Origin of the sequence: Exiguobacterium sp. s22, assembly GCF_018617455.1 — a bacterium.
Classification (GTDB): Bacteria; Bacillota; Bacilli; order Exiguobacteriales; family Exiguobacteriaceae; genus Exiguobacterium.
Map to the genome: position 1 here is coordinate 688324 of NZ_JACSKD010000001.1, position 18219 is coordinate 706542.

An 18219-nucleotide genomic window follows, 5' to 3' on the forward strand; every position below is an offset into this window, starting at 1 on the left:
ACCTCACTTCACGCTGAATAGCGGTTGACCGAATTCGACAAGATCGCCGTCAGCAACGAGAATTTCTACGATTTCGCCACTAATTTCCGCTTCGACATCGTTAAACAGTTTCATCGCCTCTAAGATACAAACGATTTGCCCTGACTCCACGCGGTCGCCGACATTCACGAATGCTTCTTTATCCGGAGCAGGACGCGAATAAAATGTCCCGACCATCGGGGATGTGATTGTACGATAAGACGCCTTTTCTTGCGTCACTTCTTCTATTTTCTCTTCAACCTGAGGAGCAGGTGCAGATGGTGTGACCGCTTGTGCCTGCATGACCGGTGCGCTCATGACAGATTGTGTTTCTTTCTTCAGTGAAAGTTTGAAATCAGATGTTTCAAGCTCCATCTCATGGACAGAAGACTGGTCCAATAGTTGAATGAGCTCTTTGATTTGATCGATTTGCATCTTTCTTACCCCCTGTTTATACCTGGTACTAATCTCTACTTCACTATAACTGGTCAGACCAATGAATGCAACGAGAAAAAAAGAGTGCTCATTCATTCGAATGAACACTCTGAAAGATTAACCGTTGTAACGACCCATGAATTCTCCAGTACGTGTATCAACCGTTACTTTTTCACCTGGTTCGATGAAAAGTGGTACTTGGATGATATGTCCCGTTTCTACTGTCGCGTTTTTCTTAACGTTTGATGCCGTGTCGCCTTTGACGCCAGGATCTGCCTCAACGATTGTCAAGACAACGCTTGTCGGAAGTTCGATTCCGAGAATTTCGCCGTTATAGTCAGCGATGCTAACTTCCATGTTTTCAAGCAAGTATGGAAGCGCTGATTTAACTTGTTCGCTTGTCAATTCAAGTTGCTCGTATGATTCATTGTCCATGAAGACATACGTGTCACCCATTGGGTAGAGGTACTGCATACGTTTACGCTCGATGTGAGCGCGTTCGATTTTTTCTCCACCGCGGAACGTCGTTTCTTGAATGGCTCCGTTACGCAAGTTACGCATTTTTGTACGGACGAATGCCGCGCCTTTACCTGGTTTCACGTGTTGGAATTCGATGACTTGCCAAATCGAACCGTCAGACGTTTTAACCGTCAATCCTGTTTTTAAATCGTTAACTGATACCATATTCATTTCCTCCTAAATTCAGACGAGACTTATGCCTCAATCGTGATTAACTCTTTTGGTGACTGCGTCAGACGGTAACATCCGTCCTCTGTGATGACGACATCGTCTTCAATTCGGCAACCACCGACGCCATTGATGTAAATTCCCGGTTCGATTGTCACGACCATACCTGGCTCGAGAACTGTCTCTGAACGGAATGATAGTCCTGGCGCCTCGTGCACTTCCATACCGAGACCATGACCAGTTGAATGACCGAAGTACTCACCATACCCTGCATCTTTAATGATGTCACGTGTCAATGCATCCGCTTCAATACCCGTGATGCCGGCACGCGTGCCTTCGACACCAGCGAGCTGAGCGCGGAGTACCGTGTCATAGATTTGACGTAGTTCATCCGAGATTGGACCGACGGCAAGCGTACGCGTGATATCAGAGCAGTACCCTTTATAATACGCTCCAAAATCAAGCGTGACCAGTTCACCTGATTCGATGACTTTATCGCTCGCCACACCGTGTGGAAGTGCCGAGCGTAAACCAGATGCAACGATCATATCAAATGATGATGAGTCTGCACCTTTTGAGCGCATGAACATCTCAAGTTCATTTGCAACTTCTCTCTCCGTGCGACCAGGGCGGATAAACGTCTGGATGTGGGTATACGCCTCATCAGCGATTGCCGCAGCTTCCTTCATAATCTTAATCTCTGATTCATCCTTAATCAAGCGCAGTTTTTCTACGATTCCTGATGTCTCGATGAGTTTAGCATCCACTTCTTTTTCGTAGGCGCGGAACTGACCGACTGTCATCGCGTCTTGCTCGATTCCGAGACGAGCGACCGACTCGCGTGATACAACGTCAGCAACCGATTGAATAAGCGAAGTATCGAGTTGAATGATGTCATATCCTTTCACTTGATCATTCGCTTGTTCCGTATAGCGGAAATCCGTAATGAAACTTGCTGATTTTGTCGTGATGACGATGACACCGCTTGATCCAGTAAATCCTGATAAGTAACGGATATTCTCACGCTTAGTGACGAGCAATGCGTCAATCTCGTTTGCCTCTAACTGTGCTTGCAGTTTGTTTACGCGTTCAATCATGTCGATTCCTCCAATGTTCGAGTAGTGCATGCAAAGCTAACGTATAGCTGGTGAGACCGAATCCTGCAATCACACCGATGCAAACACCAGCGATTTTCGATTCGTGCCGAAAGGTCTCACGAGCATGCACATTCGAGATATGTACTTCAACGACCGGGGCAGCAATCGCGGATATAGCATCTCGAATCGCAATCGACGTATGCGTATACGCTCCAGCGTTCAAGATAACACCTTCGTAATCAAACGCATCGTGAAGGGCGTCAATCAACTCACCCTCATGATTTGACTGTTTAAAGATGAGTTCAACATTCTCGGGAGCGACGAGCAACAATTCGGCCGCTAATCCTTTTAATGACACGTCCCCATACACGTCAGGCTCACGACGGCCAAGTAAATTTAAATTCGGCCCGTTTAATACTAAGATCCGCAATCTTCTTCCCCCTCGTTCGTCAAGTCTTATCTATTGTAACAAATTTATCGAAAGAACGTGAATTGTGCCTTCTACCCTTTCGTTTTTTTTATGAATCACGGTATAATTCAAGTACAATACTGTAAGAATCGAGGAAAGTGAATGAATTCTAAACCAACCATCCCCGTCGGAGGACAGGCGCTCGTGGAAGGCGTCATGTTTCAGGGCCGTTCCGAAAGCGCCTCTGCCATCCGACGAAAGGACGGCACCATTGAAACGTTTGAGCAAGCACGAATCCTCGTTCCTTGGGTCCAATCCTTAAAAAAAGTACCGTTCCTTAGAGGAATCGTCGCACTCTATGAATCACTTAAAAATGGGTCCGCTCACATGAACTTTGCGAGTGACCGCTACGATGTCGACCCGAGTGACGATGTACAGTCAGACGATGATCAAAAACAAAGCATTTGGATGATTGCCTTCATCGCAATCGTCGGTGTCGTCTCGTACATCTTCGGAAAATTAATCTTCAACGTGACGCCAGCATTACTTGCGGCCATGTTCCAAGACGTACCGCTATTTTCCGGACATGTGATTCAAAACCTCCTTGAAGGGGGAATAAAATTAGTATTGCTACTCAGTTACCTCTATATTATTTCTTTGACGCCACTCATCAAACGCGTCTTTCAATATCACGGTGCTGAGCACAAGGTCATCAACTGTTATGAGTCCGGACTGCCGATTACGGTTGAACATGTTCGCCAGAGCTCACGTCTCCATTATCGTTGTGGCTCAAGCTTTATCTTGTTTACCGTTTTCGTTGGAATTGGCGTCTATATGATCGTGCCAATCGATCCGCTTTGGTTGCGACTCGTCAGCCGAATCGCGCTTTTGCCGGTTGTCATCGGAATCTCATTTGAAGTCCTTCAATTTACTAACCGTTTCCGCGATCATCGCTATCTGTCATTTCTCGGGAAACCCGGACTATCGTTGCAACTATTAACGACCCGGGAACCAAACGATGACCAGATTCAAGTCGCCATCGAAGCATTTGAAGCTTGGGAGCGGAAAGAGTTAGGAGAATCGGTCGTTCATAGAGAGGGATAAGAGGAGGAAGCACCATGATCAGACAAAGAATTGGTTCGACCGCTGCAACAATCGTGTTCATCCTTGGTTTCATCGGGGTAGGACATATGCTCGCCACCGACCCCGGTCGCCTGTTTCGGCAATTGTTGTTCATCGGGATATTCGGGTTAGTCTTTTATGTGATCTATCGCTTTTTTATCGGACGACGTATGTCCCCAGAAGATATGCGTTATCGTAAAACAGCTCAAGCCTCTAAAAAACGGATGCAAGGTACCCGCGGACCTCAAGTCAGACCTTCCGCGTCCATGAAGAATAAGAAGAACAAAAAACCGGGATCAAACGTTACGAAGTTGTCTAAACGTTCGAGCACACACCGGAGCAACCCCCCTCACTTAACAGTAATCGAGGGGAAAAAAGGCAAGAAGAAAAAGAAAGCGAATATGTAAAAGGAGCGCCGCGGCGCTCCTTTTAATTCGTCTCTACATATCCGATGTAAGGAAGATTTCGATATTGCTCCGCATAATCAATGCCATACCCGATGACAAACTCATCTGGGATTTCAAATCCGACATAGTCTGCGTCCAACTGAACAAGACGTCGTGCCGGTTTATCAAGCAACGTGCAGATTTTCAATTGTTTCGGTTGATGGAGCTCCATATGTTTGCACAAGAATTTCAATGTCTGCCCCGTGTCGATGATGTCCTCGATAATGACCACATATTTTCCTTCGACGTCGAGATCTAAGTCTTTACGAAGTTGGACACTACCGCTAGAAACCGTCTTTTTCCCGTATGAAGACGTCGCTACAGTGTCCAATTGAACGCTACCTTTCATATAACGCATCAAATCTGCCGCAAAGACCATTGACCCTTTCAATACAGCGACGATGACAATCGGTGTTCCCATTGCATCGTGCTCAATTTCCTCTGCCAATTCTTTCACACGCGTTTGAATCTGTTGTTCATCAAATAGTTTCCCTTTAATTTGAATCTCCATGACTTAGGCGAATGTTCGCCGTCACCCCCTAATTATTCAATCCACGATTAATATTAGCATATACGAACCCTAAAAATAAACATTATAAGAATAAAATAAACTTTATGTTCGGTTTTAAGTGGATATTTACTAAATATAAAACGCCAACCGTTTCAGATTGACGTTTTTCCAAACCTTATTCTTCGGTAATTCGTTCTTGTTCGCGGAATACTTTAAATTGGTCCATGAGTTCCGGTTTATCCTCAAAAAATTCTACGAACTGCGTCATACAGTCGAGTGTATTTGAGCTCAGATGATGCTCGATTCCTTCGACATCCTCGTATACATCTGCTTCATCTACACCGATCAGACGTAAAAAAGACTCGAGCATCGCATGTCGCTCGACCAATCGTTTTCCTATCTTTTGACCTTTTTTTGTCAGCATGAGCCCACGATATTTTTCGTAGACCAAATATTCTTCACGATCCAACTTTTGGACCATCTTGGTGACAGAGGAAGGATGTACCCCTAAATGTTCGGCAATGTCAGATACTCGTGCATATCCTTTCTCTGACATCAATAAGTAAATGCGTTCTAAATAATCTTCCATACTCGGTGTCGGCATGGGCACGACCTCCCCTAATGTTCCGGTTTCCTTTTTTATTTTATCCTAACTGGCATGAAATCGAAAGGGAAAGCCCCGATTGATTGAGTCAATCATTGTCTCATGACCTTAAATTCATTATAATGAGATATGGTAACTTTGAAAGAGAAAGGAAGAACATCTATGGGAATCGAAACAATCCTCGTCATCCTCCTATGGGTTGCCTTGATCGCCTATATCGTATGGCGTTTCATGCCAGCTCGCGGGTTGAAAAAAATGAAACAAGAAGAATTCCGCGCTTCACTTCGAAAAGGTCAGTTGATCGATGTGCGTGAACCGAACGAATATAAAGGTGGACATATCGTCGGCGCTCGGAATATCCCGGTCGGTCAGTTGAAGATGCGCATGAAAGAATTGCGTAAAGACCAACCCATCTTGATTTACTGCCAAGGTAGTTCACGTTCAAACCAGGCGGCTAAACTTCTCATGAAGAACGGCTATAATAATATTTACATGCTTGAAGGTGGCTTCAAGAACTGGAAGGGCAAGATTAAAAAAGCATAAAGAATGGGCGGTCGATTTGATCATCGACTCGCCCGTTTTTTATTTTACAGATGACGTCTCACGACGCTCATATTTCAAAATCGGCTTACGGGCAGCGAGTGTCTCGTCCATCCGTTTGACGACCGTCGTATGCGGAGCCGTCTGAACGATTTCCGGATTCTCTTCTGCCTCTTTGGCAATCTGGAGCATCGCATCACAGAACGCATCGAGTGTTTCTTTTGATTCCGTCTCTGTCGGTTCCACCATGATGCATTCCTCGACATTTAACGGGAAATAGATTGTCGGTGGGTGGTAACCGAAGTCAAGAAGACGTTTCGCGATATCGAGTGTACGTACCCCGAGGGCTTTTTGACGTTTCCCTGACAAGACGAACTCGTGTTTGCAATACGTATCATATGGCACGTCAAACGCATCTTTTAGTCGCGCGAACATATAGTTGGCGTTGAGGACCGCTTCACGTGATACTCGTGTCAACCCTTCAGCGCCCATCGTCTTAATGTAGCTATACGCACGAACGTTGATCCCGAAGTTTCCATAGAATGGTTTGATTCGACCGATTGAATGTGGACGGTCGTAATCGAGACCGTATCCATCTTCTGTCTTCGTCACGATTGGAGTAGGAAGGAATGGAATCAAATCGCGTTTCACCCCGACTGGACCTGAGCCTGGACCTCCACCGCCGTGTGGGCCAGTGAACGTTTTATGAAGATTCAAGTGGACGACGTCAAAGCCCATGTCCCCCGGACGAGCGATCCCGAGAATCGCGTTTGAGTTCGCACCATCATAATACAGCTTCCCGCCAGCTCCATGAACGACTTTTGAGATTTCAAGGATATCTGCCTCAAATAGTCCAAGCGTATTCGGGTTTGTTAGCATGAGCGCAGCTGTATCCGATCCAACTTTTGACTTCAAATCATCCAAATCGACAAGACCGCGCTCATCCGACTTGACGGTTACCGTCTCAAATCCAGCAACGACTGCAGACGCTGGGTTTGTTCCGTGCGCCGAGTCTGGGACGAGTACTTTCGTACGGGCCGTATCCCCATTACGCTCATGGAACGCTTTGATCAACATGAGACCTGTCCATTCACCGTGCGCCCCTGCCGCAGGTTGCAATGTGACTTCGTCCATACCTGTGATTTCAGCGAGTTGCTCCTGTAAGTCCACCATGAGCTCAAGCGCACCTTGAATCGTCTCGACCGGTTGCAACGGGTGAATATGTGCAAATCCAGAAAGACGAGCCATATCTTCGTTCACTTTCGGATTATATTTCATCGTACATGAACCTAGCGGATAAAAGCCTGAATCGACCCCATGGTTTCGTGTAGATAGAGACGTGTAATGGCGAACGACATCGAGTTCAGATACTTCCGGAAGTTCCGCTGCCTCTTTTCGAATCATCGTAGCCGGTAACAATGTCTCAAGGTCCACCTCAGGGACAGTCGGTGTCGGCAAATTATATCCTGTACGTCCTTCACGTGATACTTCAAAAATTAGCGTTTGCTCGTGTTGCATTATTTCATCCCCCCAACCACTTCGACAAACTGGTCAATCTCTTCTTTCGTACGCAACTCCGTCGCGCAAACCAACATCTGTGTCTGACGTTCCTCTTCATACGTACCGAGCGGGAGACCACCAATCATCCCATGCTCAAGTAGATGACGCGACACGTCTTCTGCGTCACGCCCAAAGTCCACGACAAACTCATTGAACATCGGTCCTTCATCAATAATGTTGAATCCTGCAGCTTTTAACGTTTCTTTCATATAATGAGCAGTTTGAATGTTTCGAACGGCCATATCACGAATACCGTATTTTCCTAAAGCAGACATCGTGATCGAAGCAGCCAACGCGTTGAGCGCTTGGTTCGAACAGATATTAGATGTCGCTTTATCACGACGGATATGCTGTTCCCGTGCTTGAAGTGTCAACACGAATCCGCGTTTGCCGTCCTCGTCGACTGTTTGACCGACAAGTCGCCCCGGTAGTTTACGCATCAAAGATTTTTTGACCGCGAAGTATCCACATGACGGTCCACCAAAACTTTGCGGAATACCAAATGGCTGTGCATCCCCGACCGTGATGTCCGCACCGAGTGCCCCTGGCGACTCCAAAATCCCGAGGGCGAGCGGGTTGCTCGACACGATGAAGAGCGCACCGGCTTCGTGAGCCAGCTCCGCCATTTTTTCTAAGTCTTCAATGCGACCGTAGAAGTTCGGATATTGAACGACAAGACACGATGCGTCCGTCAAGTCGAGGTCGGACACATCTGTTACCCCGTTCAACACATCTGTATAGTCGACTGACAGTCCTGGTCCGTCCGCATACGTACGGATCACGTCCTTCGCTTCAGGATGCACCGCACCGGAGACGACGACACGTTTCTTCTTCGTCTGTGCACTCGCTAAGTATGTCGCCTCAGCAAGAGCTGTAATCCCGTCGTACATCGAAGAGTTCGCGACGTCCATCCCTGTCAATTCACAAATCATTGTTTGAAATTCAAACATCGCCTGAAGTTCACCTTGTGAAATCTCAGGTTGATATGGCGTATACGCCGTATAGAATTCAGAACGCAAAAGCATATGGTTCATCACACTCGGTGAAAGATGATCATACATCCCTGCCCCAAGGAAGCTCGGGTACGATTTCGTATGTTTGTTCTTATCGGCCAATTTCGTCATATGACGAACGAGATCGACTTCCGGAAGCGGAGCCCCGATCGCCGCCAATGATGCTTGTTCGCGAAGTGTTTCTGGAATATCCGAAAGAAGCGCTTCGATTGAATCGACGCCGATTGTCTCTAACATGTCTCGTTCATCTTGTTCGGTCATCGGTAAATAACGAAATTCCATTCTGTTCATTCTGAATCCCCCTGTTTCATTTCGTTCGTTTATAGAAAGGTGTCGGTACGCGTTCGGCTTCAATCTTTTTGCCACGGATGTCGATGACAAAACGATCTTCATCTTTGTAACGTGCATCGACTCGTGCCCATGCGATTGATTCATTTACAGTCGGAGGCATCGTACCGGTCGTGACAACGCCGATTACATTCCCATCCAATTCAACTTGCGCCCCTTGGCGGGCAATCCCACGACCGAGCAATCTCAATCCAATCAATCGATTCGGAATGTTTTCTTTTTGAGTGACGAGTGCTTCCTTACCAACAAAATCAGTATCTAGCTTGACGGCAAAATTGAGATTCGCTTCGAACGGCGTGACCGACTCATCCAACTCATGACCGTAAAGCGGCAAACACGCTTCGAAACGTAATGTATCGCGTGCGCCCAGTCCACACGGAGTAACACCCTCGGCTTCAAGTGCTTCCCAAATAGCAGAAATCGCTTCTGAACGAGCATATATCTCAAATCCATCTTCCCCAGTATATCCACTTCTAGAGATAATCGACGGCACACCCGCCACGTCCCCATTCATGAATTTGAAGAACCCGATTTCATCAAGCGCCACATTTGTGATGGTTTGAAGCACAGATTGTGCATGTGGCCCTTGAATCGCAATTTGACCGTATTCATCCGATTCATTCGTCACGACAACATCACCGTTCACGTATCGACGAATGTGCGCTTCATCCTTTTCGATATTCGATGCATTGACAACGAGCCAATAAGCATCCTCATCTAAACGGTAGACAAGTAAATCATCTACAACGCCGCCGTCTTCTAGGCAGAGAAGATTGTACTGGGCTTGACCGACTTTTATCTTCGAGATATCATTCGTCACCAAGTTTTGAACTTGCTCAAGTGCGTCCGGCCCTTCGATTCGAATTTCTCCCATGTGAGATACATCAAACATCCCCACGTTTTGACGTACAGCCAAATGCTCTTCTTTAATCGAAGAGAACATAATCGGCATTTCAAATCCCGCAAAATCAACCATCTTCGCCTTCGGTTCGATTAAATCGAACAAAGGCGTACGTTTCAAAGTAACCTTTTCCATAATATCCCCCAATCCCGAACATAAAATGCTTTTGTTTTTGAAATCTTTCGTTTTCCATTTCACTTTAACAATTTTTAAACCTTCTGCATAGGTAAAAAAGAGAAAAAGAAAAAGGATGGAAAACGAAAACGTTTTCATCCTCATTATTTCATATTTTCGACTCGGTGGAAACGTCAGAACGTTCAATTCCAGCTGTCCGTTTGATTTCATGAGTTAGCTCAACGGCGGCTTGCTTCAATTCAATCGATTCACTCTTCGCATTGACCCCAAACTCTTTTATTTGGGTAACAGATCGGTTGACCGCATCCACGTGTCCTTTGATCTCATTGACCTGTTGACCAATCACGTCTGCCCGAAGTTTAAACCGTTCCGTTAGGCGGTTCAAGCGGCCGAATTCAGGCTTCATTTTATTTTTAAATAAGAGGTAACCATATACCCCAAGTCCAACTATTGCTAGTCCAATGATTGCGAGATTTATCCAAATCATACGTTCCTCTCCTTCAAACGAATAATGTATTCTGCAATGTCTTCTGGCGTTTGCGTTGCATCAATAGACTCGTCCGCTTCCCGGTAGGATGCATCACGTCGCTCATATAACTCCTTCACTTTCGTTCGTCCTTTTTGAACTAGCGGGCGATCAGATGCCTTGATCCGTTCCCAACATATTTCAAACGGCAGGTCTAAATGAAGCACAGTCCCATGATCACGCATCCATCGCATATTTTCAGGTCGCTCAATAATCCCGCCTCCTGTCAGTACAAAGTCCGCGTCGACTTGTCGTAGAACTTCTGTTTCTACTTCCCGAAACGCTGACTCACCGAACTGTTTAAAATATGTAGCAATATCCATCCCTATCTGGGCTTCAATACACTGATCCAAATCAACCGTTTCACCCGCTTCTCTCAATAGTGGGAATAAGGTAGATTTACCTGTACCCATAAATCCCACAATGTAAAACGGTTTGTCATTCATAAGTCATCACCTCTTTATGACGTTCACCGGATGATAATACCATGTCCACTTCAGTTCGATTGGGTGCAATCGGCCGACATGTCACAGTACCCGTCGGTTTATGAATCGTCAAAGGGTGCTCTTTGCATCGTCCTTTTGCCAATAACAAATGTGATTCGAAACGAATAGACAATATTTCATCGGAGATTTGCCTTGTCGTTCTCTCTACATCAGTATACCAAAATAATGCAGCTCCTAGTAACCATACAATCAAGGTCAGGGTGACGATGAGGAAGAATCCACGTTCATACACATGACGTGCCGCTCTCTTTTGTACGATGAATCGGTCCATGAAATTTGAAATCCTACCCCGACCGATTCGACATGATACTGATTGATTCCTCTTAAAAAGAGTAAGTTCCCTCCTCCGTCTCCCACCATCACCAAATTGCCGTTTACCTGTTTGATTGTCCATGGCCACCGCTCCTCATCCGATTTGACGAAATCACCTCGCAACCGCCCGGCATCGACACGGCAATTTTCACTCCCCATCAAACGACGTACAATCAATTGCGGTGTCGTATGATGGTTCCATTTAGGCTGTTCATAAAGATGTTGACCCAGAGTAAGCAGTTCAACTAAAAGGAAAAGAAACATGGGTAGAATCAGCAAAACGAACGTCATTTCAATCATCGTAAACCCATTTTCATAATGTCGGTAAACAAAATTCTTTCTCACATACTTGTTCACGTCCTGACGGTTCAGCAGCCTCAAGTAGCACCTCCCCTTGTAATCGCTCAAAAATAAACAACGTTTCACTCAGTCGATCGACTCGTTCATTCCCTTGCACTACGAATGATGTCAATATGAAGAACCACCCCATCACAACCGCAATGCTGACACTCAATTCCCACAGTGAATAGCCCATCTCATCCATCTTCACGAACAATCACCTCCGGTTCGTATGTACCGATTCGAAACTTAAGCGTCACAGACGTTTTTCCACTGACAAATTTCCATTGACCTGCATAAGCCGCCGTCGCTTGTGAAAAGGTGATTGTATGATATGAAGGCAAGTATACCTTTACGCCACTCGGCACATCCACTTCTCGAACCACACTTCTCCCACATACAATAAGGTACGTTTTTTGTTTCGAAACCCAAAGCAATTTTGGCACGCAACTCCCATCCTCAGAAATATACGGATACTGTCCCGCTTCTTGAATGTCGGCAACTAATGAGTCAGTAAAGTCGAAAAGTTCAATTCGTTCGAATGGCTTCACAACCGGCGTGCTGATGAGTAGTAGAAAAGATAAGACCACTAACACCCAGGTCACTTCCACTAACGTATAGCCCCTCATTGTCTAGTCAATGTTCCGTCGAGAGGCGAATACGTATAGTCGACCGATTGACAACTATAAACGAGTGGGTCTTTAGCAGAGGCTCGATTGATTTCCTCTAACGTCACCGGATATCCTTTATGCTCTGCGTAGTGCAAATTAATTTCGGACTCGACAATTCGCACGCTCCCTTCACAACTTACTTGATCCGCCCGCGACTTCCCTTCCGTTAGAGATGGGACAAGCAATAAAAGAAGCACGGAAATAATTAACAGAACTGCCGCCATTTCAATCAGTGTGAACCCTTCCTCTTCCTTCATGTGTAAGTTCCCCCTTCATAATTGGGCCATAATGAGTTTGACCGGCAAATACAAGGTATAAAATAAGACTGCAATCATCATGCTTAACACGCCATATAAAGCTGGTTCTACTTTTTCAATTAGACTTCGAATATACTGCTCCATTTCTTCGAAAACGAGCTCTCGATGAAGGGACATCAATTCGCCGAGCTCACCACTCATCGCCCCTACACCCAATAAACTCACGACCTCATAGTCAATGAACGGCTCACTTTTCGTTGCGTCCTCAATACTCTTCCCGTCAGACATTCGCTGATGAATTCGTTTTGCCAGTTCAGCCATCTCCCCTTCCTCATCGGAAAGTCGCGAAATGATTTGACGGATATTTGTCTCGGTCTTCTGAAGCAATGACAGTTCACTGACGAATAGATACGTCATATATAATGTTTTTCCTCGTTTCCATATGTAGAATGGAAGTTCGGTTCCTCTCCGATGTAAAACGTATAAGATTACGCCTATCGTGAAGAACGTACAAAATAGTATCGGAAAGAACCAACGGGATAATAGAACCGTAGCCACTCCGCTATGCGATGAAAGATCTACCATTCCCATCAACTTCGGAAAAATGTATAACGCATAAATCATGCCTAACAGAAGTAGGATGAAAAAAATGAGCAACGGATAGCGGATGAGTCGTTTCAATTCTTTTTTACCGCGCTGCCTCATTTCTAACACTTGAACAACTTGAGACAATCCATCGATGAATCGACCGCTCTGTTCCGCTGTATGTAACATCTCTTGCATCTGTTTATTCGTGACAATCACCGAGAACACTTTAGACAACTCTGTGCCCGACTCTAATAGCATCCTCATGTGATGAACCTTTTCTTTCATATTCCCTCTCTCATGAAACTCCAATGTTTCCATCGTCGTTTTAAGCGAGACTCCTCGGGACTGAAGACGTAGGAATCGTTGAATCAATCGAGCGGATGAGTTGAAGTCAGTGCGGACCATTCACAAGTCACCTCCTGATTCCGGGTCAATACACACCAATGTCTTTCAACAGACGACCTCCCAAGAAGCTGCTCCAATCGTCTCTCTCCGTCTTCTATGGATGCTGTATGGAACGTGGTAATAGTCATATGTCCACTGAGCGCGGCATCATATGCGACAAGTAGCTCTTCTTCAGTCCGAACTTCCCCGATGACAATGATATCCGGATCTGCACGAAGCGTTTCTTTTAACAACTGCTGATGCCCTAGTCCTGCTTTCGCGTTCACCTCTAATTGAATAACCCCTTCAACGACCTGCTCCGGTGGGTTCTCAATCGTTACAATTCGTTCATGCTTCAATTGATTTAATAATGCATATAATACCGTGGTCTTCCCAGCTCCAGTAGACCCACCTATGAAGAATAGTCCACGACGAGCCGCTACCATTTTGTTAAAACGTTCTACATCATGTACATGTAACAGTTCATCAAGTTCGAACACATGGTGCGGAATCCTCCAAGACATCATCGTCTGAGTAAATGAAGGCAAAAATGTCACTCGAATCACATCTTGATTCAGTTCGTAGACACCGGACTGCGGAATCCGTTGATTCGTTTCAGATAATGAACACCAATAGCGCATATGAAACGTCAGTCGATCATACAGATCAACATCGATTGATCGAAACTCGACTAATCTCATCGCAGATCTGATTTGAATTTTCACCTTATCGAAATCCGGTATAAAGTGAAGATCGCTCGCGCCGACTCGACGTGCCGAAATTACTAGTTCTTCAATGAGCTCCTTCATCTCGATCACCTCGCTATAAGCATAAAAAAAAGCCCACTAAGTTAAAAGTGGACTTGTTTTATGAAACTTGGACTGAAACGACATTATGACGACGCGCATATGTTTCGATTGAAACCTTGTCATAGCCGACAATCACTTCTTTTCCATCAGTCAGGATCGGACGTTTTAGTAGTTTTGGATTTTCACTCATCAATTTGAGTAATTCACTTAATTTCAAATCCTCCACATCAACATCAAGTTGTTTGAAGGCCTGGCTTCTCGTCGCAAGGAGGGAGTCAACGCCTTCCTCACTAATCGCAAGTAACTGTAATAGTTCATCGACAGTCGGTGCATCTCTGAAAATATGACGTTCGCTCACTTGCAGTTCCTGTTCTTGTAAAAACGCTTTCGTCTTTCTACATGATGTACAACTTGGATACGTGTAAAACATTAGTTCTGATGCCATTATATGTTCCTCCCTCATTCAACTTCTCACTTCGCTCAGTTTGTATAAGTTGATTATACATCCCTATACCCCTTTTGTACACTTTTTGTACAACTTTTTTATTTTTTTGTACAACTTTATTTTCCGTATTCACTTCACATATTTTTCACGATTATTTTGCTCAATTCTCACGTTTCCATAGCATTTTTTCGAATGTGTTGGTAAAATAGTGAATGAGAATGGAATAATGCACGTATGGGGGGATTAACATGGCAAGAATGTTTCGTGTCCTAGGCTTTTGGACTGGGTTAGTAGCGGCACTTGCTTTCGTAGGCGCACTAGGCGGCGACCAAAGCAGTAGTGAACATACCGGCGACTTTATCGTGATGGGACTTGTCTTCTTAGCACAAACGATTTTCTTCGTCGCTCTTGGTTACTTAAAGTTAACTGAAAAAACGTATGTATATGTGTTCGGTGCGTATTTGACAATTTTCTTCGTTGTCTTTACGTATTGGAGCAACTTCCAAATGTAAAAAAGATTGTCTCACCGGAGACAATCTTTTTTATTATGTGAAAAACGGATTTGTACGTTTTTCTTCTTCGAGCGTCGTCTGCGGACCGTGTCCCGAGTAAAGGATCGTCTCATCAGGAAGGAGTTGCTTCATCCGATCGATAGACCCCATTAATGTTGACTGGTCACCACCAAACAGATCCGTCCGTCCGACGGATTGTTTAAAAATCAAGTCACCACAAAAAGCAGTCTTTTCATCAGCCATATACAATACGACACTTCCTGGGGAATGACCCGGTGTATGATAGATTTGAAATGTGAGATTCCCGATTCTTAAAACATCATCTTCATATGTTTTCTCTGCGGGTTTCATCGAAGGCATCGGTAAATTAAACGCAGAGGCCCCATTCTTTTCTCCATTCGTTAACCAATCGGTTTCAAGACGATGTATATACACAGGTATTTGATAGCGTTCGCGAAGTGCATCGATGCCACCGATATGATCAAAATGCGCATGCGTCAACAATATCGCCGAGGGTGTCCCGAATCGATCGATCACTTCAAAGAAGCGTGGATCATCGGTTCCTGGGTCAATGACCACCACCGTGCCATCCTTTTCTAAGACGTATCCATTCTCTTGCGCTAAACCAGATGTAATCTTTTTGATTTGCATATCGTTCATCCCCTTCTTGTTCAAAACAATATTGTGGCAAAATTGTATCGATGTCAACCTTTACTCGACAGCGCCCTAATAATCGGATAAAATAATAATGATATTTCAGTGAAATTTTTATGAATTTCATGACGTATAATTAAAGGGGGAACTCGTCATGCATTTGTATGAACCGTTCGGATGGATGTCCGTCATCATTGCGATTGTGGCTATCTGGGGAATGCTTCGTTCATTCCAAAAACGCCAATTCTTTCCGCTCGTATTTGCAGGTTTAACTGTACTCGTATTCGGATTCTTTGGAATCGCTACCTTAATCTACGGTGGAATTCCAGGTTAATTGGCATCACGCAATCATTAAGCGACTTCGGTCGCTTTTTTGTTTCATTTTTTTAGTTGAACCTCTGTCCATGAAAATGAATTCAAATAAAAAACGGACCGTTCCACTAAATGGATCGGTCCGTAAACTGCTTATTCTTTTGTCTGTTCTTTGAAACGAAGAAGATCGGAATAAATTAAGTCGTCGTTCATTTGCAAAATCTTTTCCGCTTCTTCTGTCATCGGACCACATAGCGACGTGTCTTCCACAACTTCACCAGAAGTCGCATTGTAACATGTCGATTGCGTCCATACATACTCATCCGTCACGACCGTACCGTCACGGAAAATAGCACGACTGTTACGATTTTCTGAGAACAAGTCGTTCCCGAATCCAATCGTATCCGACGTATCAATTCCAAGAAGGTGTAAGATTGTCGGTTTCATGTCGACATGACTCCCGATCGTCTCATGCACTTCACCTTTCTTCTGATCCGGTAAATGGATTGCGAATGGTACTTGTTGTAACTTCGCTACATCGAAAGGCGTCAATTCGTCTTTTCCGAGCAACTCAGCCATCGCATCGTTGTGGTTTGTCGAAATTCCATAGTGGTCACCATAGACGACAAAGATGGTATCATCCCACATCCCGTTCTCTTTCAATTGATCGATGAAGAGACCGAGTGCGTAATCTTGATAGGCGAGTGCCTGAGGGAAATTGTTCAACGTGGTCGAGCTTGTCTCGAACTTCGGTACGAGCTCATAGTCCTCACTCGGCATCGTATATGGGAAGTGGTTCGTCAACGTAATGAACTTCGCGTAATACGGTTCCGGTAATTCTTTAAGCATTGGAATCGATTGCTCGAAGAAGCTATCGTCTAGAAGACCCCACTCTGTCATATTTTCAGGATTACCGAGGTCATAGCTCTTCTCATCAAAGAACTTGTCGACCCCTATATTTTTATACATTTGATCACGGTTCCAGAACGATTTGTTGTTCGCATGGAACACTGCTGAGTAATAGTTGTCTTCTTTAATTAACTCAGGAAGTGCCTGATATTCGTTATCTGCGTTCGTAAAGTATACGGCACCACGCGGTAAGCCATATAAAGAGTTATCTAGCGCAAACTCTGCATCCGATGTTTTCCCTTGACCAACAGTATGGTAATAGTTTGGCCAATAATGAGATTCATCGATCAACTTGTTCAAGTTCGGCGTAATGTACTCTCCATTCGGTGCTTTCATATTGTGCGTGAAGTTCTGAGTCGATTCAAACGAAACGACGATGACGTTCTTCCCTTTATACTTCCCGAACAAATCTGGATTCGGTGCAGCATAGTTTTGACGAGTGAACTGTTCGATTGTTGCGAGTTCTGATTCGTCCGCCATTGCCTTTTGAGCAGATGTTTTTGTTTGAAGCATCGCATCATATACATGGAAATTAAATGTTCCGATGTTTTTCACTAAAAGCTCACGGTCAAATGAGCGAGTCAACAATTCAGGGCGCTCCGTCTCAGCCAAAGAAAGGTTGAATAAGAATACAGATACGGCTGCCACAAATGTGATGAGAGCACGACGATGTGATGCCGCATTCTCTTTCAAGTTCATCCGCCATAGAATAAATGGAAGAACGAACACATCACCAAGAATAATCAAGTCTTTCCACTCTAATAATGAAGTGAACGATGAAGAGATCGTCTCCATGTTCGACGGTTGCATGATGACAGGAACTGTCAAATAGTCCGTGAATTCCCGAAAATACACGGCATCCGCAAACAGAACGAATGAAGCAACCGCATAAAGGGTGAAGAGCACCCATTTTTGTTTGTTTCCTTTAAAGAAGAAGTGGAAGGCGAACAGGAATAAGGTCGAACTGATTGGGCTAATCAGTAAGATAAATGCCTGCGCAGTGTTTTCAATCGGAATGTTAAAGAAAAATTGATAGACGATGTACGTCTTCGTCCAAAGCAATAACGTAAAAATCCAAAATAAACGATATTCTTGAAACGAAGCACGGACCGTGTCGTTCAGTCTCGTCGATAGCTTCGAGAAGCGTTGAGATGAATTCATCAGACGGT

The 18219-nt window shown here is 44.8% G+C and carries 25 protein-coding genes; 5 read left to right on the plus strand and 20 right to left on the minus strand.

Features of this window, described 5'->3' with window-relative positions:
- Positions 1 to 3: 3 nt before the first annotated feature.
- From accB to aroQ, 4 genes are all read right to left on the minus strand, one after another.
- Positions 4 to 453 carry an acetyl-CoA carboxylase biotin carboxyl carrier protein gene (gene accB, locus KNO94_RS03595; protein ID WP_214777539.1) on the minus strand — a complete coding sequence of 150 codons (450 nt, stop codon included), beginning with the start codon at positions 451 to 453 and terminating at the stop codon, positions 4 to 6.
- Between the two features lie 117 nt (positions 454 to 570).
- Positions 571 to 1137 (minus strand): elongation factor P, encoded by a 567-nt coding sequence (gene efp, locus KNO94_RS03600; protein ID WP_214741095.1) that lies wholly within the window; start codon positions 1135 to 1137, stop codon positions 571 to 573.
- Positions 1138 to 1166: 29 nt separating this feature from the next.
- Positions 1167 to 2234 carry a M24 family metallopeptidase gene (locus KNO94_RS03605; RefSeq protein WP_214777637.1) on the minus strand — a complete coding sequence of 356 codons (1068 nt, stop codon included), beginning with the start codon at positions 2232 to 2234 and terminating at the stop codon, positions 1167 to 1169.
- Positions 2230 to 2667 (minus strand): type II 3-dehydroquinate dehydratase, encoded by a 438-nt coding sequence (aroQ, locus tag KNO94_RS03610; protein ID WP_214741099.1) that lies wholly within the window; start codon positions 2665 to 2667, stop codon positions 2230 to 2232. Before aroQ ends, KNO94_RS03605 begins: the two co-directional genes overlap by 5 nt.
- 141 nt (positions 2668 to 2808) lie before the next feature.
- On the opposite strand from aroQ, the gene KNO94_RS03615 reads away from it, so the two are divergent.
- Both KNO94_RS03615 and KNO94_RS03620 read left to right on the plus strand, forming a co-directional pair.
- Complete coding sequence (locus KNO94_RS03615; RefSeq protein WP_214741101.1) at positions 2809 to 3750, plus strand: DUF1385 domain-containing protein; 942 nt, start codon at positions 2809 to 2811, stop codon at positions 3748 to 3750.
- A gap of 14 nt (positions 3751 to 3764) precedes the next feature.
- Complete coding sequence (locus tag KNO94_RS03620) at positions 3765 to 4175, plus strand: SA1362 family protein (RefSeq protein ID WP_214741104.1); 411 nt, start codon at positions 3765 to 3767, stop codon at positions 4173 to 4175.
- A 22-nt stretch (positions 4176 to 4197) separates the two neighbouring features.
- On the opposite strand, the gene hpt is transcribed toward KNO94_RS03620, so the two are convergent.
- Together hpt and mntR are read right to left on the minus strand one after the other, a co-directional pair.
- Positions 4198 to 4725: a hypoxanthine phosphoribosyltransferase gene (gene hpt / locus KNO94_RS03625; protein WP_214741106.1), complete on the minus strand. Its 528-nt coding sequence runs from the start codon at positions 4723 to 4725 to the stop codon at positions 4198 to 4200.
- Between the two features lie 175 nt (positions 4726 to 4900).
- The gene (mntR, locus tag KNO94_RS03630; protein ID WP_214777541.1) at positions 4901 to 5329 is read right to left on the minus strand and encodes a transcriptional regulator MntR; all 429 of its coding nucleotides are present in this window, start codon (positions 5327 to 5329) and stop codon (positions 4901 to 4903) included.
- Positions 5330 to 5491: 162 nt separating this feature from the next.
- On the opposite strand from mntR, the gene KNO94_RS03635 reads away from it, so the two are divergent.
- The gene (locus KNO94_RS03635; RefSeq protein ID WP_083600098.1) at positions 5492 to 5872 is read left to right on the plus strand and encodes a rhodanese-like domain-containing protein; all 381 of its coding nucleotides are present in this window, start codon (positions 5492 to 5494) and stop codon (positions 5870 to 5872) included.
- A 39-nt stretch (positions 5873 to 5911) separates the two neighbouring features.
- On the opposite strand, the gene gcvPB is transcribed toward KNO94_RS03635, so the two are convergent.
- The 12 genes from gcvPB to KNO94_RS03695 form a co-directional block, all read right to left on the minus strand.
- Positions 5912 to 7387, minus strand: coding sequence for an aminomethyl-transferring glycine dehydrogenase subunit GcvPB (gene gcvPB / locus KNO94_RS03640; protein ID WP_214777543.1), 1476 nt, complete (start codon positions 7385 to 7387; stop codon positions 5912 to 5914).
- Positions 7387 to 8724, minus strand: a complete 1338-nt coding sequence (gene gcvPA, locus KNO94_RS03645) for an aminomethyl-transferring glycine dehydrogenase subunit GcvPA (protein WP_214777639.1) — start codon at positions 8722 to 8724, stop codon at positions 7387 to 7389. Before gcvPA ends, gcvPB begins: the two co-directional genes overlap by 1 nt.
- A gap of 25 nt (positions 8725 to 8749) precedes the next feature.
- Positions 8750 to 9826 carry a glycine cleavage system aminomethyltransferase GcvT gene (gene gcvT / locus KNO94_RS03650; protein WP_214777545.1) on the minus strand — a complete coding sequence of 359 codons (1077 nt, stop codon included), beginning with the start codon at positions 9824 to 9826 and terminating at the stop codon, positions 8750 to 8752.
- 148 nt (positions 9827 to 9974) lie between these two features.
- Entirely contained in the window at positions 9975 to 10313 is a 339-nt protein-coding gene (locus KNO94_RS03655) for a hypothetical protein (protein WP_214777547.1), read from the minus strand.
- Positions 10310 to 10798 carry a shikimate kinase gene (locus KNO94_RS03660; protein ID WP_214741116.1) on the minus strand — a complete coding sequence of 163 codons (489 nt, stop codon included), beginning with the start codon at positions 10796 to 10798 and terminating at the stop codon, positions 10310 to 10312. Before KNO94_RS03660 ends, KNO94_RS03655 begins: the two co-directional genes overlap by 4 nt.
- 255 nt (positions 10799 to 11053) lie before the next feature.
- Positions 11054 to 11434, minus strand: coding sequence for a hypothetical protein (locus tag KNO94_RS03665; protein ID WP_214777549.1), 381 nt, complete (start codon positions 11432 to 11434; stop codon positions 11054 to 11056).
- 49 nt (positions 11435 to 11483) lie between these two features.
- Entirely contained in the window at positions 11484 to 11705 is a 222-nt protein-coding gene (locus KNO94_RS03670) for a hypothetical protein (RefSeq protein ID WP_251125778.1), read from the minus strand.
- 1 nt (position 11706) lies between these two features.
- Positions 11707 to 12105, minus strand: a complete 399-nt coding sequence (locus tag KNO94_RS03675) for a prepilin-type cleavage/methylation domain-containing protein (RefSeq protein ID WP_353047819.1) — start codon at positions 12103 to 12105, stop codon at positions 11707 to 11709.
- A gap of 29 nt (positions 12106 to 12134) precedes the next feature.
- The gene (locus tag KNO94_RS03680) at positions 12135 to 12437 is read right to left on the minus strand and encodes a prepilin-type N-terminal cleavage/methylation domain-containing protein (RefSeq protein ID WP_214777556.1); all 303 of its coding nucleotides are present in this window, start codon (positions 12435 to 12437) and stop codon (positions 12135 to 12137) included.
- Positions 12438 to 12452: 15 nt separating this feature from the next.
- The gene (locus tag KNO94_RS03685; protein WP_214777559.1) at positions 12453 to 13430 is read right to left on the minus strand and encodes a type II secretion system F family protein; all 978 of its coding nucleotides are present in this window, start codon (positions 13428 to 13430) and stop codon (positions 12453 to 12455) included.
- Complete coding sequence (locus tag KNO94_RS03690) at positions 13394 to 14218, minus strand: ATPase, T2SS/T4P/T4SS family (RefSeq protein WP_214777561.1); 825 nt, start codon at positions 14216 to 14218, stop codon at positions 13394 to 13396. The genes KNO94_RS03685 and KNO94_RS03690 overlap by 37 nt, the downstream gene beginning before the upstream one ends.
- Positions 14219 to 14276: 58 nt before the next feature.
- The gene (locus KNO94_RS03695; RefSeq protein WP_214741131.1) at positions 14277 to 14663 is read right to left on the minus strand and encodes a Spx/MgsR family RNA polymerase-binding regulatory protein; all 387 of its coding nucleotides are present in this window, start codon (positions 14661 to 14663) and stop codon (positions 14277 to 14279) included.
- Positions 14664 to 14911: 248 nt separating this feature from the next.
- Between KNO94_RS03695 and KNO94_RS03700 the strand changes: the two genes are divergently transcribed.
- Complete coding sequence (locus tag KNO94_RS03700) at positions 14912 to 15175, plus strand: DUF2626 domain-containing protein (protein ID WP_012726597.1); 264 nt, start codon at positions 14912 to 14914, stop codon at positions 15173 to 15175.
- A gap of 33 nt (positions 15176 to 15208) precedes the next feature.
- Here the strand turns inward: KNO94_RS03700 and KNO94_RS03705 are convergent, their stop codons facing one another.
- Positions 15209 to 15826 (minus strand): MBL fold metallo-hydrolase, encoded by a 618-nt coding sequence (locus KNO94_RS03705; protein WP_214777563.1) that lies wholly within the window; start codon positions 15824 to 15826, stop codon positions 15209 to 15211.
- A 157-nt stretch (positions 15827 to 15983) separates the two neighbouring features.
- Between KNO94_RS03705 and KNO94_RS03710 the strand changes: the two genes are divergently transcribed.
- The gene (locus KNO94_RS03710; RefSeq protein WP_214741135.1) at positions 15984 to 16163 is read left to right on the plus strand and encodes a DUF2759 domain-containing protein; all 180 of its coding nucleotides are present in this window, start codon (positions 15984 to 15986) and stop codon (positions 16161 to 16163) included.
- Positions 16164 to 16294: 131 nt separating this feature from the next.
- On the opposite strand, the gene KNO94_RS03715 is transcribed toward KNO94_RS03710, so the two are convergent.
- Complete coding sequence (locus KNO94_RS03715; protein WP_214777565.1) at positions 16295 to 18211, minus strand: LTA synthase family protein; 1917 nt, start codon at positions 18209 to 18211, stop codon at positions 16295 to 16297.
- Between the last annotated feature and the right edge of the window lie 8 nt (positions 18212 to 18219).

Bases quoted from the DNA above. Each gene is read 5' to 3' on its own strand.
- hpt (WP_214741106.1), bottom strand. From the start codon at position 4,725: ATGGAGATTCAAATTAAAGGGAAACTATTTGATGAACAACAGATTCAA.
- KNO94_RS03635 (WP_083600098.1), top strand. From the start codon at position 5,492: ATGGGAATCGAAACAATCCTCGTCATCCTCCTATGGGTTGCCTTGATC.
- KNO94_RS03670 (WP_251125778.1), bottom strand. From the start codon at position 11,705: ATGGGCTATTCACTGTGGGAATTGAGTGTCAGCATTGCGGTTGTGATG.
- KNO94_RS03690 (WP_214777561.1), bottom strand. From the start codon at position 14,218: ATGAAGGAGCTCATTGAAGAACTAGTAATTTCGGCACGTCGAGTCGGC.
- gcvPB (WP_214777543.1), bottom strand. From the start codon at position 7,387: ATGCAACACGAGCAAACGCTAATTTTTGAAGTATCACGTGAAGGACGT.
- KNO94_RS03615 (WP_214741101.1), top strand. From the start codon at position 2,809: ATGAATTCTAAACCAACCATCCCCGTCGGAGGACAGGCGCTCGTGGAA.
- KNO94_RS03620 (WP_214741104.1), top strand. From the start codon at position 3,765: ATGATCAGACAAAGAATTGGTTCGACCGCTGCAACAATCGTGTTCATC.
- KNO94_RS03715 (WP_214777565.1), bottom strand. From the start codon at position 18,211: ATGAATTCATCTCAACGCTTCTCGAAGCTATCGACGAGACTGAACGAC.
- KNO94_RS03665 (WP_214777549.1), bottom strand. From the start codon at position 11,434: ATGTTTCTTTTCCTTTTAGTTGAACTGCTTACTCTGGGTCAACATCTT.
- mntR (WP_214777541.1), bottom strand. From the start codon at position 5,329: ATGCCGACACCGAGTATGGAAGATTATTTAGAACGCATTTACTTATTG.
- KNO94_RS03655 (WP_214777547.1), bottom strand. From the start codon at position 10,313: ATGATTTGGATAAATCTCGCAATCATTGGACTAGCAATAGTTGGACTT.
- KNO94_RS03700 (WP_012726597.1), top strand. From the start codon at position 14,912: ATGGCAAGAATGTTTCGTGTCCTAGGCTTTTGGACTGGGTTAGTAGCG.
- efp (WP_214741095.1), bottom strand. From the start codon at position 1,137: ATGGTATCAGTTAACGATTTAAAAACAGGATTGACGGTTAAAACGTCT.
- KNO94_RS03695 (WP_214741131.1), bottom strand. From the start codon at position 14,663: ATGGCATCAGAACTAATGTTTTACACGTATCCAAGTTGTACATCATGT.
- KNO94_RS03680 (WP_214777556.1), bottom strand. From the start codon at position 12,437: ATGAAGGAAGAGGAAGGGTTCACACTGATTGAAATGGCGGCAGTTCTG.
- KNO94_RS03685 (WP_214777559.1), bottom strand. From the start codon at position 13,430: ATGGTCCGCACTGACTTCAACTCATCCGCTCGATTGATTCAACGATTC.
- KNO94_RS03705 (WP_214777563.1), bottom strand. From the start codon at position 15,826: ATGCAAATCAAAAAGATTACATCTGGTTTAGCGCAAGAGAATGGATAC.
- KNO94_RS03660 (WP_214741116.1), bottom strand. From the start codon at position 10,798: ATGAATGACAAACCGTTTTACATTGTGGGATTTATGGGTACAGGTAAA.
- KNO94_RS03710 (WP_214741135.1), top strand. From the start codon at position 15,984: ATGCATTTGTATGAACCGTTCGGATGGATGTCCGTCATCATTGCGATT.
- gcvT (WP_214777545.1), bottom strand. From the start codon at position 9,826: ATGGAAAAGGTTACTTTGAAACGTACGCCTTTGTTCGATTTAATCGAA.
- accB (WP_214777539.1), bottom strand. From the start codon at position 453: ATGCAAATCGATCAAATCAAAGAGCTCATTCAACTATTGGACCAGTCT.
- gcvPA (WP_214777639.1), bottom strand. From the start codon at position 8,724: ATGGAATTTCGTTATTTACCGATGACCGAACAAGATGAACGAGACATG.